This is a genomic window from Marinobacterium sp. LSUCC0821, from assembly GCF_012848475.1.
Lineage (GTDB): Bacteria > Pseudomonadota > Gammaproteobacteria > Pseudomonadales > Balneatricaceae > Marinobacterium_E.
On the sequence record NZ_CP051666.1, the window covers coordinates 369,173 to 385,357 of the forward strand.

Annotated in this window: 18 protein-coding genes and 1 tRNA gene; 15 read left to right on the forward strand and 4 right to left on the reverse strand. The window is 47.8% G+C overall.

Annotation, left to right across the window (positions count from 1 at the left end; all coding sequences use genetic code 11):
* The first annotated feature begins 18 nt into the window (after positions 1–18).
* The 6 genes from rplT to HH196_RS01915 all read left to right on the forward strand — a co-directional run bounded on the left by rplT (position 19) and on the right by HH196_RS01915 (position 4,650).
* Complete coding sequence (rplT, locus tag HH196_RS01890; RefSeq protein WP_169450408.1) at positions 19–375, forward strand: 50S ribosomal protein L20; 357 nt, start codon at positions 19–21, stop codon at positions 373–375.
* 102 nt (positions 376–477) lie between these two features.
* A complete protein-coding gene (pheS, locus tag HH196_RS01895) occupies positions 478–1,461 on the forward strand; it encodes a phenylalanine--tRNA ligase subunit alpha (RefSeq protein WP_169450409.1) in 984 nt (327 codons plus the stop codon).
* Between the two features lie 25 nt (positions 1,462–1,486).
* The gene (gene pheT, locus HH196_RS01900) at positions 1,487–3,865 is read left to right on the forward strand and encodes a phenylalanine--tRNA ligase subunit beta (protein WP_169450410.1); all 2,379 of its coding nucleotides are present in this window, start codon (positions 1,487–1,489) and stop codon (positions 3,863–3,865) included.
* Positions 3,866–3,883: 18 nt separating this feature from the next.
* Positions 3,884–4,195: an integration host factor subunit alpha gene (ihfA, locus tag HH196_RS01905; RefSeq protein WP_169450411.1), complete on the forward strand. Its 312-nt coding sequence runs from the start codon at positions 3,884–3,886 to the stop codon at positions 4,193–4,195.
* On the forward strand, positions 4,185–4,529 hold the full coding sequence (locus HH196_RS01910) for a MerR family transcriptional regulator (RefSeq protein WP_169450412.1): 345 nt from the start codon (positions 4,185–4,187) through the stop codon (positions 4,527–4,529). The genes ihfA and HH196_RS01910 overlap by 11 nt, the downstream gene beginning before the upstream one ends.
* A gap of 44 nt (positions 4,530–4,573) precedes the next feature.
* A tRNA-Pro gene (locus HH196_RS01915) sits at positions 4,574–4,650 on the forward strand.
* Positions 4,651–4,741: 91 nt separating this feature from the next.
* On the opposite strand, the gene HH196_RS01920 is transcribed toward HH196_RS01915, so the two are convergent.
* Positions 4,742–5,740, reverse strand: coding sequence for a GGDEF domain-containing protein (locus tag HH196_RS01920; RefSeq protein WP_169450413.1), 999 nt, complete (start codon positions 5,738–5,740; stop codon positions 4,742–4,744).
* A gap of 195 nt (positions 5,741–5,935) precedes the next feature.
* On the opposite strand from HH196_RS01920, the gene HH196_RS01925 reads away from it, so the two are divergent.
* On the forward strand, positions 5,936–6,205 hold the full coding sequence (locus HH196_RS01925; protein WP_169450414.1) for a TIGR03643 family protein: 270 nt from the start codon (positions 5,936–5,938) through the stop codon (positions 6,203–6,205).
* A gap of 63 nt (positions 6,206–6,268) precedes the next feature.
* Positions 6,269–6,805: a pyridoxamine 5'-phosphate oxidase family protein gene (locus HH196_RS01930; protein ID WP_169450415.1), complete on the forward strand. Its 537-nt coding sequence runs from the start codon at positions 6,269–6,271 to the stop codon at positions 6,803–6,805.
* A 73-nt stretch (positions 6,806–6,878) separates the two neighbouring features.
* On the opposite strand, the gene HH196_RS01935 is transcribed toward HH196_RS01930, so the two are convergent.
* Positions 6,879–8,684 carry an ABC transporter ATP-binding protein/permease gene (locus tag HH196_RS01935; RefSeq protein ID WP_248276875.1) on the reverse strand — a complete coding sequence of 602 codons (1,806 nt, stop codon included), beginning with the start codon at positions 8,682–8,684 and terminating at the stop codon, positions 6,879–6,881.
* A gap of 110 nt (positions 8,685–8,794) precedes the next feature.
* On the opposite strand from HH196_RS01935, the gene HH196_RS01940 reads away from it, so the two are divergent.
* The 7 genes from HH196_RS01940 to HH196_RS01970 are packed head-to-tail and all read left to right on the forward strand — an operon-like array spanning position 8,795 to position 14,114.
* Positions 8,795–9,580: a hypothetical protein gene (locus tag HH196_RS01940; protein WP_169450416.1), complete on the forward strand. Its 786-nt coding sequence runs from the start codon at positions 8,795–8,797 to the stop codon at positions 9,578–9,580.
* Positions 9,581–9,590: 10 nt separating this feature from the next.
* Positions 9,591–10,265: a hypothetical protein gene (locus tag HH196_RS01945; RefSeq protein ID WP_169450417.1), complete on the forward strand. Its 675-nt coding sequence runs from the start codon at positions 9,591–9,593 to the stop codon at positions 10,263–10,265.
* Between the two features lie 14 nt (positions 10,266–10,279).
* A complete protein-coding gene (locus tag HH196_RS01950) occupies positions 10,280–11,728 on the forward strand; it encodes a caspase family protein (RefSeq protein ID WP_169450418.1) in 1,449 nt (482 codons plus the stop codon).
* Complete coding sequence (locus HH196_RS01955; RefSeq protein WP_169450419.1) at positions 11,719–12,822, forward strand: hypothetical protein; 1,104 nt, start codon at positions 11,719–11,721, stop codon at positions 12,820–12,822. Before HH196_RS01950 ends, HH196_RS01955 begins: the two co-directional genes overlap by 10 nt.
* Complete coding sequence (locus HH196_RS11520; protein ID WP_211160806.1) at positions 12,812–13,282, forward strand: hypothetical protein; 471 nt, start codon at positions 12,812–12,814, stop codon at positions 13,280–13,282. The genes HH196_RS01955 and HH196_RS11520 overlap by 11 nt, the downstream gene beginning before the upstream one ends.
* 9 nt (positions 13,283–13,291) lie before the next feature.
* Positions 13,292–13,585 (forward strand): hypothetical protein, encoded by a 294-nt coding sequence (locus tag HH196_RS01965; RefSeq protein ID WP_169450420.1) that lies wholly within the window; start codon positions 13,292–13,294, stop codon positions 13,583–13,585.
* 4 nt (positions 13,586–13,589) lie between these two features.
* Positions 13,590–14,114: a hypothetical protein gene (locus HH196_RS01970; RefSeq protein WP_169450421.1), complete on the forward strand. Its 525-nt coding sequence runs from the start codon at positions 13,590–13,592 to the stop codon at positions 14,112–14,114.
* On the opposite strand, the gene HH196_RS01975 is transcribed toward HH196_RS01970, so the two are convergent.
* Together HH196_RS01975 and HH196_RS01980 are read right to left on the reverse strand one after the other, a co-directional pair.
* Positions 14,099–15,478 (reverse strand): histidine kinase dimerization/phospho-acceptor domain-containing protein, encoded by a 1,380-nt coding sequence (locus HH196_RS01975; protein ID WP_169450422.1) that lies wholly within the window; start codon positions 15,476–15,478, stop codon positions 14,099–14,101. The genes HH196_RS01970 and HH196_RS01975 overlap by 16 nt on opposite strands.
* Complete coding sequence (locus tag HH196_RS01980) at positions 15,478–16,137, reverse strand: response regulator transcription factor (protein WP_169450423.1); 660 nt, start codon at positions 16,135–16,137, stop codon at positions 15,478–15,480. The genes HH196_RS01975 and HH196_RS01980 overlap by 1 nt, the downstream gene beginning before the upstream one ends.
* Positions 16,138–16,185 lie beyond the last annotated feature (48 nt).

A 16,185-nucleotide genomic window follows, 5' to 3' on the forward strand; every position in this document is an offset into this window, starting at 1 on the left:
GAATAGGAAGGACTAAATATGCCTCGCGTAAAACGTGGTGTACAAGCTCGTGCACGTCATAAAAAGGTTTTGAAACAGGCTAAAGGTTACTACGGCGCTCGTAGCCGTGTATTCCGTGTAGCTAAACAAGCTGTCATCAAGGCAGGTCAGTACGCTTACCGCGACCGTCGTCAGCGTAAACGTCAGTTCCGTGCTCTGTGGATTGCGCGTATTAACGCTGCAGCTCGCATCAACGGTCTGTCATACAGCCGTCTGATCGCTGGCCTGAAAAAGGCTAACGTTGAGATCGACCGTAAGGTACTGGCTGATCTAGCTGTGCACCAGCAAACAGCGTTTAGCGCTGTTGTTGAAAAAGCAAAAGCAGCACTAGCCTAAGATAGTTAACCCCCTTTGGTGGTTAATTAATCGACTCAGATAGGGGAAGAGTGCTCGCTCTTCCCCTATTTTTATATTTGGACCCAGAGATTGGAGCCGTAAATGGAAAATCTTGACGCTCTCTTAGCGGAAGGAAAAGCCGCTGCCGAAGCAGCGAGCGATGTAAAAACACTTGATGATGTTCGTGTTCAGTACCTAGGTAAGAAGGGGCACCTTACCCAGTTATTGAAAGGACTAGGTCAACTCACAGCAGAAGAACGTCCAGCCGCTGGCGCTCGAATCAACGAAGCTAAAGAGGCGCTCTCTGATGTGCTAAATGCACGCAAAGAGTCACTTGAAGGCGCAGAACTTGAAGCGAAGCTAAGCGCAGAGAAGATCGACGTGACCTTGCCAGGTCGTCAGGGTCAGCTTGGTGGTCTACACCCAGTGACTAAGACAATGGATCGTATCGAAGCGTTCTTTAGCCGAATTGGCTACTCAGTCGCTGAAGGTCCTGAGATCGAAGATGACTACCACAACTTCGAAGCGCTCAACATTCCATCGCACCACCCAGCGCGTGCGATGCATGACACCTTCTATTTTGATGCGCACCAACTACTGCGTACTCACACCTCACCGGTGCAGATTCGTACGATGGAAGAGCAGAAGCCGCCAATTCGTATCATCTGTCCAGGTCGTGTGTACCGTTGCGACTATGACCAGACTCACTCACCAATGTTCCATCAGGTTGAGGGTTTGATCATCGATAAAGGAATCAGCTTTGCCGACCTTAAAGGCACGCTAGAGCAGTTCCTTCGTGAATTCTTTGAAGAGGATGTAAAAGTTCGCTTCCGTCCATCGTACTTCCCATTCACGGAACCATCGATCGAAGTTGATATCGATCGCGGTGATGGCAAATGGTTGGAAGTACTAGGCTGTGGCATGGTGCATCCTAAAGTACTTGAGATGTCGGGTATCGACTCTGAAGAGTACACAGGTTTTGCCTTTGGTATGGGTGTAGAGCGTTTCGCAATGCTGCGTTATGGCGTTGACGATCTGCGTCTATTCTTTGAAAACGATCTGCGCTTCCTAAGCCAGTTCAACTAACCAATACCGAAGTAGGATTATAGATATGAAATTCAGTGAACAGTGGTTGCGTGAACTGGTTCAGCCTGCGATTGAGACTCAGGCACTTGCTGATCAGCTTAGCCTTGCCGGACTTGAAGTCGATGATATCGAATCGGTAGCAGGTGAATTTTCAGGCGTTGTTGTTGGTGAGATTCTGAGTGCCGAGCAGCACCCAGACGCAGACAAACTGCGCGTATGCCAGGTAAGCGATGGTAAAGAGACTTTCCAAGTAGTGTGTGGTGCCCCCAACGCTCGCGGTGGTCTTAAAACTGCATTTGCAACCGTTGGTGCAGTACTGCCTGGTAACTTCAAAATTAAGAAAGCCAAGCTCCGTGGCGTCGAGTCTATGGGTATGCTTTGTGCAGAAGATGAGCTAGGTCTTTCTGATGATCATGGCGGCATCATGGAGCTACCTGCAGATGCACCTGTAGGTCAGGATGTTCGTGAATACCTAAACCTAAACGACATGATCATCGACGTTGATCTAACACCTAACCGTGGTGACTGTTTAGGTATGGTCGGTATGGCTCGTGAGGTGGGCGTGCTTAACAAAGCCCCTGTTGCAGAGGTTGTTTGTACACCTGTGTCTGCAACTATCCAGGACGCGATCTCTATCGAGCTACAGGCGCCGGCTGCTTGCCCGCGCTACCTAGGCCGTATCATCCGTAATATCGATATCAACGCAGCAACCCCAGCATGGATAGTTCAGCGTCTTGAGCGATCAGGTGTTCGCTCAATCGACCCAGTCGTGGATGTTACAAACTACGTACTACTTGAACTTGGCCAGCCAATGCACGCATTCGACCTCAATAAACTTGAAGGTGGAATTCGCGTTCGTATGGCGCAGCAAGATGAGCCGCTTACACTGCTTGATGGAAGTGAAGTTAAATTGAATGCCGATACCCTGGTTATTGCCGATCACAATAAAGCGGTCGCTATGGCTGGCATTATGGGTGGTGGCAACTCTGAAGTGTCTGAAGAGACTAAAGATATCCTGCTTGAGTGTGCCTACTTCGATCCTATCGCAATTGCTGGCCGTGCACGTAACTACGGTTTGCACACTGATGCATCACACCGTTACGAGCGTGGTGTAGATTGGCAGCTTCAGGCGCGTGCTTTAGAGCGTGCTACCCAGCTGCTTATCGATATCGTCGGTGGTGACGTTGCGCCTGTTGTTGAAGCTGTTTCTGAAGCTGATCTTCCAAAACCAGTTACGCTAACACTGCGTCATGCGCGTGTAACCGAAATGCTTGCGGTTGAACTTCCAGCTGCAGAGATTGAAGAGATCCTAACGCGCTTAGGTCTTCAGTTGACTGCTGAGGGCGATAACAGCTGGTCTGTTGCTGTACCGAGCTACCGTTTCGATATCAGCCTAGAGGTTGACCTGATCGAAGAGATTGCTCGTGTATATGGATACAACAACCTGCCATCGAAAACGCCGCGTGCAGAGCTACCAATCCCGACCATTAAAGAGTCTAAACTGACGCCTGCAGTGGTTCGTCGTCATATGGTATCGCGTGGCTACCAGGAAGCTGTGACTTACAGCTTCATTGAAGCGGGACTGGCGAAGCAGTTTGACAGCAAGCACGAAGCGGTTGCTTTGGCTAACCCTATCTCTGCAGAGATGGCGGTCATGCGTACTACCATCTGGCCAGGTCTATGTAAGGCAGTCGCATACAACCAAGCACGTCAGCAGTCACGTGTACGTCTATTTGAGATCGGCCAGTGCTTCATCTCTGAAGGAGACGAACTAACCCAAGAGAACGCCTTGGCAGGTGTTATCAGCGGTAATCGTCAGCCTGAATCTTGGATGGGTAAGAGCGAGAAGGTCGATTTCTTTGATATCAAAGGTGACCTTGAATCACTGCTTTCATTAGGTGGTGATGCTGCAAGCTTTACGCTAGTTGCAGATCAGCACGAAGCGTTGCACCCAGGCCAAACAGCCCGTATCGAAAAGAACGGTGTCACAGTGGGTTGGATCGGTGCATTGCACCCAACACTTCAGAAGAAGTTGGACCTTGCTGGCCCAATCTACCTATTCGAATTGAAACTTTCTGCACTGGTTGATGGTCGTCTACCACGCTTTAGCTCGCTCTCTAAATTCCCAGAATCACGTCGTGATTTGGCGATGCTGATCGATGCTGAAGTGAGTTTCGATGCGGTACGCACAGTTGCGCAAAGTGAAGCAGGGGAGTTCCTAAAAGATATCATCCTGTTTGACGTATATACCGGGCAAGGTATTGAACCAGGAAGAAAAAGTCTTGCGCTTGGCTTGACCTGGCAGCATCCATCGCGCACTCTTAACGATGATGAGATCAATGCATCAGTTCAGTCTGTTGTAGCGAAATTGACCTCTGAGTTGGGCGCAGTGCTGCGAGACTAACTAAGCAAAGGTGTTGATATGAGCGCATTAACCAAAGCTGAAATGGCCGAGCGACTTTTTGAAGAGCTAGGTCTGAACAAACGTGAAGCGAAAGAGATGGTTGAATCCCTGTTTGATGAGATTCGTGCCAGCCTATCGCACAACGAAAATGTGAAGCTTTCAGGCTTTGGTAACTTTGACCTGCGCGATAAACGCCAACGTCCTGGCCGTAACCCTAAAACAGGTGAAGAGGTTGCTGTTTCGGCTCGCCGAGTAGTGACCTTCCGTCCAGGACAAAAGCTTAAAGAGCGCGTAGAACTCTACTCAGCAGCCCAATCAAATGCCGACTGAACTCCCTCCAATTCCCAATAAACGCTATTTCACCATCGGTGAAGCGAGCAAGTTATGCGACCTAAAACCGCATGTCATGCGCTATTGGGAACAGGAGTTCGATCAAATCGAACCGGTAAAACGCAATAACCGCCGTTACTACCAACAACAAGACCTACTACTCATACGCCAAATCCGCGGCCTACTATATGACCAAGGCCTCACGATTCAAGGTGCAAGACAGTGGCTAAAGGGCGATAACGGCAGCGACGATCAAAGCCAGTACAAACAACTACTGCGCCAATCGATCACCGAACTTGAGGATATCCTCAAGGGTATGAAGCAAATCTCCTAAACCGCTTTAAACCACCTATAGCATCCTGTACTATTCGCGTCATTCGGAATGTAGCGCAGCCTGGTAGCGCACTTGCATGGGGTGCAAGGGGTCGGAGGTTCGAATCCTCTCATTCCGACCATATAAATAGAAAAGGGCTTCCCGAAGGGAGGCCCTTTTCTATTTATCAGTCTAAGCGATACGTTCTCTAGCGAGCGGCAAAGCCGTCCCCCCTACCTCTCCACCTCTACCTCATTTGTAACAACACAATTGCGTCCAGAATTTTTTGCTTGGTATAGGCAATCATCTGATCGTTTCAAACATTCAGAAAAAGTTTCTCCATGCTGGTATAAAGCTACACCGAAGCTAGAGGTGGTCCGTATTTCAGCACTCTTTTCAATTTTACTTCGGAGCTCTTCAGCTAAATTTAAAGCACCTTTAAGATCAGTATCGTGAAGAATCAACAAAAACTCCTCACCACCCATGCGATAGGCCATGTCAGTTTTTCGAATTCGCTCAAGTAAGAGTTTTGCCAATGCTTTTAAGGACTCATCTCCCTCTGCATGCCCATAGGTATCATTGATACGTTTGAACAGGTCTAGATCGAGAGAAATCAGCGATGTAGGCGTTTTTGCTCGGTTTGCTAGAGCCAATAGCTCCTCAACTTTTGCGTGTAGGTGAGTCCGATTACGCAATCCAGTCAGTTGGTCAGTTAAGGCAAGATGTTTTAAGTATCGTTGTTGCGCTTCGAGTACAAAAATGAAACCTGCGATAAAGACATTTACAGCGGTTAACGATGCGACTAGACGTATAGCGATATCTGTATCAAGTAAATTGATCGCCATAAGTGTTACTGCAATCACTAGAACTACATTGATTATCAGTGCAGGAATGATAGGAATAACAAGGTAAAGAACAATAACGGCGGGGTAGAGCCAGAGCGCACCTTTGATTCCAAGCTGGCTAAATGCGAACAGGAGTATAGGTAGCATTATCGGGGCTATGATCCATCCAACTAATTTTACACGTTTGTGATTTCTACGAATGATGAAGTTGAGGTAGATAAAGGTGACAACGACTACAAAAATACCAGAGGCAAGCAGATAGTTACTGTTCACTAAATTCACGATGATAAAAGGTGCGAGTAAAAAGACACCAAGAAGCGCCAGCAACATCGCGAACTGCGGGCGAAAATCGTTGATCCCTATTTTTAATCGTGAAGCGAGCGACATAAACGCTCCTGATGATAATTTCTGTCCAACGTTACCATGCCTTGTAATAAAAGATATATTTTTAATTACACTTAATGACCTACCTCAATTTATACCCCGGGGTCAGAGTAGTCTTATTAGACTACTCTGACCCCGGTGTGGTGATCTAAAGCGGTTGAATATTTGTATACCTGTTTCAAACTGGCTGGAGCAATTATGCAAAATCTAACTGAAGAGGATCGTTCTCGCATCGTTGAGATGGCATGGGAAGATCGCACTCCCTTTGAAGCAATTGAGAAACTCTACGGTACTAATGAATCCGCTGTGATCCGAATTATGCAGCGAGAGATGAAACCGAGCTCGTTTCGTATGTGGCGTGAGCGGGTCTCTGGACGAGCAACTAAACATCTTAAATTGCGCAGCAGTGATGTAGATCGTGGCTACTGCTCAAGGCAGTACAAACCTGTCAGCAAGCCAAAACGCTAATATAGTTCTGATAGATTTCGGCGTATTATCCCTATACAAAGTATGGTTTTGAGTAGCCGGTTAATGGAATCGAACAATCTCGTCAAAGTAGTCTGGGATGCTATGTGCAGTGCGCCTGCGTCTGTAGGTGATGCTCTACGTACTCCAGCTCTCGCAACCGTTGATCAGTCAGGTGGCCCGCAAGTTAGAACTGTCGTGCTTAGAGAGGCTAGCAGGCCTGCAAAGTCGCTCACCTTTTTTACTGATACCCGCAGCCCTAAATGGATGCAGTTGAAAGATTCGCCCGATGTGCAATTGCTCTGTTGGTGTCCTGAGCGTAAATGGCAGTTACGTATCTCAGCGCAGGCGGAAACCACACAGGTGGGAAGTCGAGTTGATGCATTCTGGCAGACTATTCAGTCAACCTCTCAGGCAGCGGACTATATGTCACTTCTGCCACCAGGTAGTGAACTGGCAAGTGTTACGCCAGATCAAATAGATGGGCACTATCTCGGCATTGTTGATCTTTATGTCGAAGAGATCGACTTCTTAATGCTAAGTAGAGAGGGGCACAAACGGTTTCGCATTACTGGCGAGCAGGTAACCGAGCTAGCGCCCTGATACAATTCCTGGGTCAGAGTAGTCTTATAAGACTACTCTCTTTAGGCTTTTGGGACCCCGATGTTTTTTGAAGTTACTCGGATTCCTGTTGAAGCTGCCACATCGTTTTGTAGCGGCCATTCTTAGCCAAGAGCTGTTGGTGCGTGCCCTGTTCAACTATCTCACCGTGATCCATCACTAGAATTTGATTCGCATCGATAATCGTTGAGAGACGGTGTGCAATCACTAGACTAGTGTGCCCCTCTGTAAGGGTATCGAACGAGCGAAGAATAGACTTCTCAGTGGCACTATCAAGTGCGGAGGTTGCTTCATCAAACAGCAGGATAGGGGGCTTCTTCAAAATTACACGTGCGATTGCAATGCGCTGTTTCTCACCACCAGAGACCTTCAAACCACGCTCACCCACTTTGGTGTTCTCTTTCTCAGGCAATGAGTCAATAAACTTATCGAGGTTGGCCAGACGAATCGCCTCTTCAACTTCTGCACGACTCGCTTCAGGGCGACCATAGGCTACGTTGTTGTAGATGGAGTCGTTAAATAGCACCGTGTCTTGTGGCACTACGCCAATGGCTTGTCGAAGTGATAGCTGTGAAACCTGATCGATCGGTTGCCCATCAATTAGAATCTGGCCGCTACCCACATCATAAAAACGGAATAGAAGCCTGGCGATGGTCGACTTGCCAGAACCACTCGCGCCCACAATCGCAACCTTTTCCCCTGCGGCCACTTTAAAGCTGAGGTTTTTAAGGATAGGGCGCTCGCTATGGTATGCAAAGTTGATATCTTTAAACTCAATTTCACCTTTTTGAACCGAAAGGTTTTGTGCATCTTTTACATCAGAAACCTTCGGCTGCTTTTTCAAAAGGGCGAACATGTTCTCAATATCAGTAAGGGCGCGGCGCACTTCACGGTAGACCATGCCTAAGAAGTTGAGAGGCAGGAATAGCTGTAAGATGTAGGCATTAATCATGACTAGAGAGCCGATAGTCATATTGCCATTCACTACATCCTGCGCAGCCATCCACAGTAGTGCCACCATCCCGAAGGCGATGATCAGTGCCTGACCACTGTTGAGTAGCATCAGTGTCATACGGGTTTTTAGACGCGAGGTCTCCCATTGAGCTAGGTTGTTGTCGTACTGGCCCGCTTCGTGCTCTTCGTTGTTAAAGTACTTTACGGTCTCGTAGTTCAAGAGACTGTCGATGGCACGCGTATTGGTCTGCGAGTCGAGTTGATTCATCTCACGTACAAAACGGTTACGCCACTCTGTAGTGACAACGGTGAAGTAGATATATATCCCAACGCTGACCAAAATGATCAACGCGTAATAGACGCTAAAGTTGATCAGAAGAATGGCTGCCACCATGCCAAGCTCTATCAGGGTTGGCACAATGTTGAACACCATCATGCGCATTAGGAAGCCAAAACCGTTACCACCTCGATCGATATCGCGCGAGATGCCGCCTGTCTGCCGTGATAGATGGAACTCCAGCTCCAGTGAGTGAAGATGTCTAAACACCCGCAACACCATCTGCCGCATCGCCCGTTCGGTTATGCGGCTAAATACCGCATCACGCGCTTCGCTAAAAAAGACAGAGCCAAAGCGGAGCAGGCCATAGAAGATCAGCATCAAAATAGGCACTGCAATGATTATGTGCTGTGTCTTATCTAGGCCATCAACAATCTGCTTTAAAACCCATGGCATCGTCACCGTCGCCACCTTGGCAAGCACCAATAGAACAAAGGCAAAACCCATGCGAGCCCGGTACGCCCAGAGATAGGGCCAGATCGTTTTTAATACATTAAGGGCATCGTTCAAACCAACAGGTTCTTTATCTGGGCCAGAGCTACGACGACTGTTATGGGCGCTTCGGGACACAATTAAATTCCAATAGAAAATTGCAGTTTGCAAAGCTTATCAGATGTTGTGCTAAGGGGAGGTTTTTAATGGTTCAGAAAGGCTTAAGAATGGTTTGTTAGTATAAAAATATGAAGAAAAAGCCACTTAAATTAATTGCTCTTACTCTTGGTCTGCTCCTAGCTGCAAATGCTCAGGCAACGATCTATGAGCACCGTCAGTATTTCACCGGTGATATGACAGCTAACCAGGCCTGTGATGCCGCTGAGCGCGAAGTTCGTCGCTTAGCTCTTTCGGCTCAGTTGGGAGAGATTATTCAGAGTAGTAGTTTTCAGCAGTGCCTTGCCCAGGGGGATGAGGCGGGGCGCTGCTCGACACAGACGGACCTCTACGCACAGACGCCCAATGGATTCGTGAAGCGATTTGACCTTGTAAGTAAAGAGCTTGCTGTAACAAACCTTGGCCAGCTCTGTTTGGTTAAAGCGGATGTTGAGGTGGTTGCATTTAATGGCCAGCCAGATCCAAACTTTAAACTGATTGCCGATATCATTCCGGGATCTATTATTCGCGACCAAGAGGAGATCTCATTGAAGATCTCTAAACCCAATGGCAGTTGGCTATATATCTTTGCAGGGCGCCCTCTAAAGAGCTTTTCACTGCTCGTGGATGGGGAGTCGCATCTGAATGCATTGAGTGAATTTACCTACCCGGGGGATCTCTCTTCGGTACGCTGGATTGTTGAGAGTGCACTCTCTATCCAGAATGAGGAGCGACTTTGGGTAATTGCATCTCGCGAGCCGATCCAATTTCCATCAGAGTTGACCGAAAACCAACTCTTTGAACAGTTAAATCGAGCGGAGCGCTCGAGCTGGGATGCAGCGCCTGTGTCCTACACCATTTTACCGACCGAGAACTAGGAGACTCACTATGCGTCGTATCATTATTGCATCTACTGTTGCTGCTCTTTTAGCAGGGTGTTCATCAACACCTAAGCCAGGCACACCAGAAGCAGTCGCCTATGCTGAAGAGAAGCGTACTGAGACACTCACTGAAGCCGTTGAGCAGGGTATTGATAGCTTGCCTGACTGGTGTATGGAAGTGCCGCGTGAGGATTATGCGATCTTTGCCTGTGGTATCGGTGCATCGCAAGATATCAACATGTCTCGCACCCGAGCAGAACTTGAGGCGAAACGTCAGCTAGCTGACCGCATTGCGGGCACAGTAAGTTCACAGATCAAGCAGTTCCAAGAGTCTGTAGGTCAGGGTCTCAATGAACAAGTGGTTGAACAGATCTCAGTGGTAACCAAATCGTTAGCGACTGATGTTGATCTGACAGGCTACGTCACCAAAGAGATGGAGATTCAGGCACAGGGGCCACGTTACATGACCTATGTGCTTTTGGAGTACCCAATCGGTGAGGTGAATAAGTTGGTTGTCGATAAGGTGCGTAAAAACGAGGTGTTAAATACCCGCATCGCAGCAACTGAGGCCTTTGCCGAGTTGGAGCGTGAAATTCAAGCTGCGCGCAAAGCTAAAACGGGTTCATCAACAACCAAGGTGTTCACTGTCGATAACCCTGCTGAGCAGCTCTCGAATCAGTAAAAGCTGGGTGGCTTATGAAACGAATACTCTTAACAGCACTAGTTTCAATCGCTCCTGCAACGGAGGCCTTAGCTATGAGCAAGGTCTCTGCATTTATTGATGATTGTGTTCTTCAAGGTCAGCAGACAGAGGTGAGTAGAGTTCTGACGCCTTTCTCCTCAAAGGTGGCAGCCAATATTATCGCCTTCACGCGTAAGCAGCTTGATGGGGATTTGACCCCTGACGCCTGTCTTTTTGCACTTCGTGGTAATGCCGATCGACTTTCGCGCATGGTGACAAGTTCACAGCCCAGTTCTATAACGCCTATCGCGCGAACGCAGATAACCACAAACTCTAATACTTCGATTTCTAAAGTTAATTCTACTTCGACTACTCCAGCCATCCCAGTGACGCCTATTAGCCCATTTGCTGATCCTAAATCGGACTACTTTGAGAGTGCGTTTGAGACAGTTCGCGTGGATGTCGACGGAATAGAAGCACTCTTTAGCGGCAGAGTGCCATCGGACATCACCACTGTACGGTTAAACCGCCAGGCAGTGGCCATTCGTGCCGATGGCTCTTGGCAGCACCGTGCCTACCTTCCGGAAGCTGGATTGAGTGTTGATCTAGAGATGATTGATCGAGCGGGCGCTATGAATGGTCGAGCATTCAATATCACCCGTGGTAACTTCACACTAAGTGGTGGAGTTGAGCCAATTGAGCCGAAACTCCACGATCGAAGCCTGGGTGTCGATAGGGTTGCGGTGATTATCGGTGTCGATGGCTATCGCTCACTGCCTAACGCTGCATATGCAGAGGCTGATGCCTTATCTGCCTACAAGATGTTTACACGAACCCTAAATATCCCTGCAGCTAATGTTAAAGATCTGATCGGCACTAACGCCAATGAGGTCAATATCAAGTTGGCTTTTCGTCAGTGGCTAGCAAGCCGTGTCGTTGCAGGTAAAACCGAGCTCTATATCTTCTATGCCGGCCACGGATTAACAGACGGGCAGGGCGAGAAACGCTATTGGATGCCTTACGATGGACACTCGCAACTTCTTGATGATACAGCGATCGCGTTCAATGATGTGATGGAGACGGTGAATCGTTTCTCACCAGCCAAAACATTTGTCATTGCCGATAGCTGTTACTCAGGTGCTTCTCGTACTGAGGTCGCATTAACTGCACAGCGTCCTATTCGAGTGGTTAAAAAGCTCGATGCTTTACCAGAAAATACCTACCTATTTGCAGCAACTCAGCCAGATCAAACGGCACTTCCATATTCTGAAGCACAGCACGGCCTTTTTAGTTACTGGTGGTTGAAAGGGCTGGAAGGTGATGCAGATCTAAATGGTGATCGTCAAATTTCTGCTGGCGAACTCAACCGTTTCACACGTGATCGAGTTTCTCGCCAGTCGGGTGGCTTACAGGTTCCTGAGTTTTCCGGTAACCCCGAAACAGTGGTGTTGGCATGGGATTAAGAGAGCTCACTATACTTGGTCTGACGCTGACTATTACCGGATGTCAGACGCTTGATGTGGTTAAGCATCAAGAGCCTGAGTTGGGTGAGTTACAGGAGAAGAGTGTCGATTTCTGGTTAGATCCAAATTTCGTGCCGGATTCGTTGGAGTGTATTGCTGTTTACCCAACAGAGGCGGGTGATACAGCTGTAAAAGCCGAAGAGCTTACGCAAACTCATAGCATTCTGGTATCGCAAATTGCCCCTTATAATTACCGCGATGTGATTGTTCGTCGTGACCAAACAACTAAAGCTCTTGAAAACTGCCGAGGTCGAGTGAAATCGACTTTGCGCGAAGTGTCGGGTACCAACGTTGCGGTCTTTAGTGAGAAGAAGCGTGCACTCGAGATCCAGTTAACGGTAGATGGCAAAGAGGTGTGGCATGTGCAGCATCGGTTTGTCGCACGTGCTGGTTCTCTACCTACCAATCCACTCTCCTTGATAGTTGGAATTTACGAGGCGCAGCTCAACCTTAGCGAAGAGAATGTCTATGTTCACAACACTAAGCTTATTCGCCGCATGGTCGCAACCCTACCAGATCGCTCTGTCATCGATAACACCCAAATAACTAAACAGAGTCGAGTAGATTATGACCTGCTTTTAGATGCCGCAAGATACAGCGAAGTCGTTGATTTGTTGGCCACTCAAGCGCAGTTATCACCTTCAGAAAACTGGGTGCTAGGGCGTGCATATTTGGGCTTAAACAGTGACGAGCTGGCGCTGAATCAATTCATGGAGACGCTTCTCTATGAACCTAATTCTGCAAAAGCCTGGCTTGGTGTTGGACTAGCTAAGGGGCGATTAGGTCAGCTATCACATGCTTTTGCCGCATACGATAAAGCCCTAACGATTGATGAGCAGAGTTTTGTTGGGCACTTTGAACTCGGTGTGCTGCTACATCAGATCGATAACCCAGAAAGTGCTAACCACCTCAAACGTGCCGGATTGCTCGCAACGCAGAGTGATAACTTGGCACTAGCGAGCCGAGCGTTGTACGCTATCTCAAGCCAAGCACCCATGGCGCTTTCTAATGAGGAGTTGAACAGTGTCTTCTAAACTCACAATCTATAGCTTGCTAGCGATTCTCCTGCTGCCTCTGCCAAGTATGGGGGATGATGATGGGCATTCGGATTCACACTCATCCGATTCGGACTCTTCCAGCTCATCTAACAGCTCTTCAAGTAGTTCATCTAGCGGCTCGTCGGGTGGTTCTAGTAGTGGTTCAAGTAGCGGCTCCTCTCAAGATAGCCGCCATTTCTTAGAGCAACAGGCCTCTAAAGTGGATCGCTCACCTAGCTATCGAAAAGAGTTTTCAGCAAGTCAGCTTTCACAGATTAAAACCCTGAGGGCTATCTACCTAACAGATCAAAAGAAGAAACCGTTGTTCAGCTTTGAGGTGAATGAACGAAATCGTGAAGAGGCTGTGGTCGCTATCTCTAATGAGCTTGAATCCCAGGGTTTCACCGCTGTCGCTGCTGGTGACGTGCAATCAACGATCCTAGAGCAGTTGAATTAAGGGGCGATCATGTTACGAATTTCACTAATTCTAATCTCGCTGTTGATGGTTGGTTGTAGCTCTTTGGGTACACAGTTAACCCAGCAGAAAATGGCCGAGATACAGTTGCCGCTGACTACGCTCGATGACGGCGTTAAATTTACCTGGGGAATAGATCCAACAACGCGAGGTGAGGTAACACTCGTGCGCACCTTCGCAAAGGACGGGCAGGTATGTCGTCTTGTAGAAGAGCAAGAGATGATTAATGGAAAGCAGGGTAAAGCGGTATCAACCTATTGTATGCACGATGGTGAGTGGAAATAACAGCATGAAGTTCTCTCTTCTAAGTCTGGTGTTACTGGTATCAGCGCAGAGCTTTGCAGATGATATTGCCAGTGTTCCAACTGAATTGAGCTGTTCACTCTCGGGTTCCGGTTTCTCATCGGAAAGCGCTATGCAGAGTGAGACGAGGATGATCAATCTAACCTTTCTTACTATGCCGCCACTTCGCAGTGACCTGCAGAGCTTATCGGATGCCGAACTGGCTTGTCTCTATGTCGCTGGTTGGAGAGACAGAGCCATTTATGGCGATAACTTCGCAAGTGAAAAACTCTGCTACTCAAGAGAGCAAGCCGATTCGCAAAGTGTCTATGCTTGTCAGGTGGTTGGTCATAAGCGGGAAGATGGTCGCTACGCGTTTGATAATATGGATTGTGAAAATGGCGAGTTGGATCGACTCTCCTTGAATGACCAAGGGTTGATCATTGCAAGTGACTTCGCTTCGTCTCGTGAATTTGAAAATCACAATCGTGATTTCTTTCTAGGTGCTGGGCGCTGTCAGTTAACTAAGTAGTTGCTAACAGCCAAACGCGCGCAAAATATTCTCTTATTATTTGACTCCGTCACCATCAGGTTTAGCTCAAACCCTAAACGTTGCGCTATGGTTTTAGTGATGGATAGGCCAAGTCCGGAACCCTTAGCGCGATCAAGTTGTTGTCTTGCTCCCCGCACAAACAGCTGTTGGGTGTCTGTGTCGAGATCAAGGTCTGTCTGATTCATGATTTGGAGCTCACCCTCACGAAGATAGATCTCTAGAATAGAACCCTCGGTCCGGTATTTTAAGGCGTTCTCAATCAGGTTTTTCATCAAAATACCGAAGGCATCAATGTCGGTACGAATTTTCGTTGAGCTATCAATGGCTATCTGATGATCAGAGGGCTGCTCTCGTAGATCCATCAAAATCAGTTGAATCACTTGAACTAGGCTCACCTCTTCATTCGCCTCACTTTCACTAGCGTCGGCACGTGCCAGTTGCAGGAGCTTTTCAGTAACGGTCACCAGCCTGTCGACTTCACGCATTAAATGACTCAAATCGTTTTGTATCTGACGGTTGTGCGATGCATCCATCAGTTGAGTAATCTCACCCTTCATTAACGCCAGCGGTGTACGCAGCTCATGGGCGGTGTTTGAAGCAAATTGACGCTCCCGTTCTAGTAGCTGATCTACTCGTCCTAAAAGCTCATTTAGGCGCTTATAGACAGGTTTAAGCTCAATCGGTAACTCAAACTCTTGAAGTGGTTTTAGGCTATTAGGGTTCTGTTGTTGAATCAGGGCCGTTAGTCGGTGCAGAGGTTTAAGGCCTCGTTGAATTGAAACTGTAACTAGTAAAATCAGCAGAGGCAGCGCAACTGAGATTGGTACGAAAAATGAGAAGAGTACATCCTGAATCGCACTAAAACGTAAATCACGCCGCTCATGTATTTGTAGGATAAAGCGCCCATCCTGGGTGTGCAGGTTGAAAGCTCTTAATTCATTTGATTGAAAAAATCCCGGCTCCAAATTAGCTAAAGCGAGGTTGTCGCTTTGCTGGTGGGAGTTGATGACGGTATCGCCGGAGCGACTGTCGATTAGCCGATAAACAATATCCTCCTCATGGTCTGGTGAGGTCGCATTTCCAGAAAAGAGGCGATTTGAAAACTGAGGTTTAATGCTGGTGTTGTTGCTGATACCCCCCTGCGTGATTTGGCGACTGTAGTAGTCATCAAGTGCTAAGGGAAGAATGCGTTGTGCTGTCTCTTCTAGGGATACATCAAAGTAGCGCTCAAGTGCTGAGCCCACAGAGAGATAGGTGAGTCCAATGGCTGCGCTCCAAACCAGTAGAGTCCCAACAATTAAACGTTGGGTAAGGTGTTTGGAGAGGCTATTAATCTTTTTCATTAATCCAGATCTAATCTGTAACCTACACCGCGAATAGTGTTGATTAGCTTGCTGCCCAGCTTTTTACGGAGCCGGCTTATGTAAACCTCAACGGTGTTACTTTCGACATCACCTTTGTGGCCGTAGAGGGCTGACTCTAAAAATTTGCGTTCTAACACGCGACCGTGTGCTGCAACCATAATCTCAAGAACTTCCCACTCGCTGTAGGTCAGTTCTACCGTATTACCCCGTTTCTTGGCAATTTTTCGCTTCATATCGAGCGTGACATCACCCAGTTGGATAAGGGAGTCTGTCTCACCAACACGGCGTCGTTGCACCGCTTTGGCCCTGGCGAGCAACTCTGGAAAATCGAACGGCTTAACAAGGTAATCATCGGCGCCTAACTCCAAACCTTTGAGTCGATCTTTTAACTGATCTTTAGCCGATATAATTACAATCCCCATGTCAGGAAGGTTTTTGCGAACATAGTCGACAAGGTCCAATCCTGAGCCATCTGGTAGATTCAGATCACATAGCAACAGGTCAAAAGAGTCTGAAGTGAGCTGGGTCCGTGCTTCCGACAGGTTGAGTGCCTGTTTGCACATCATGCCATTTGAGACTAAATAACCCCGGATAAGGCCATTTAGATTTTCCTCGTCTTCAAGAACCAATATGCGCATTCAATTTTCCTCTTACGATTTCGCCAGTCTAACCTACTTTTCTTAATG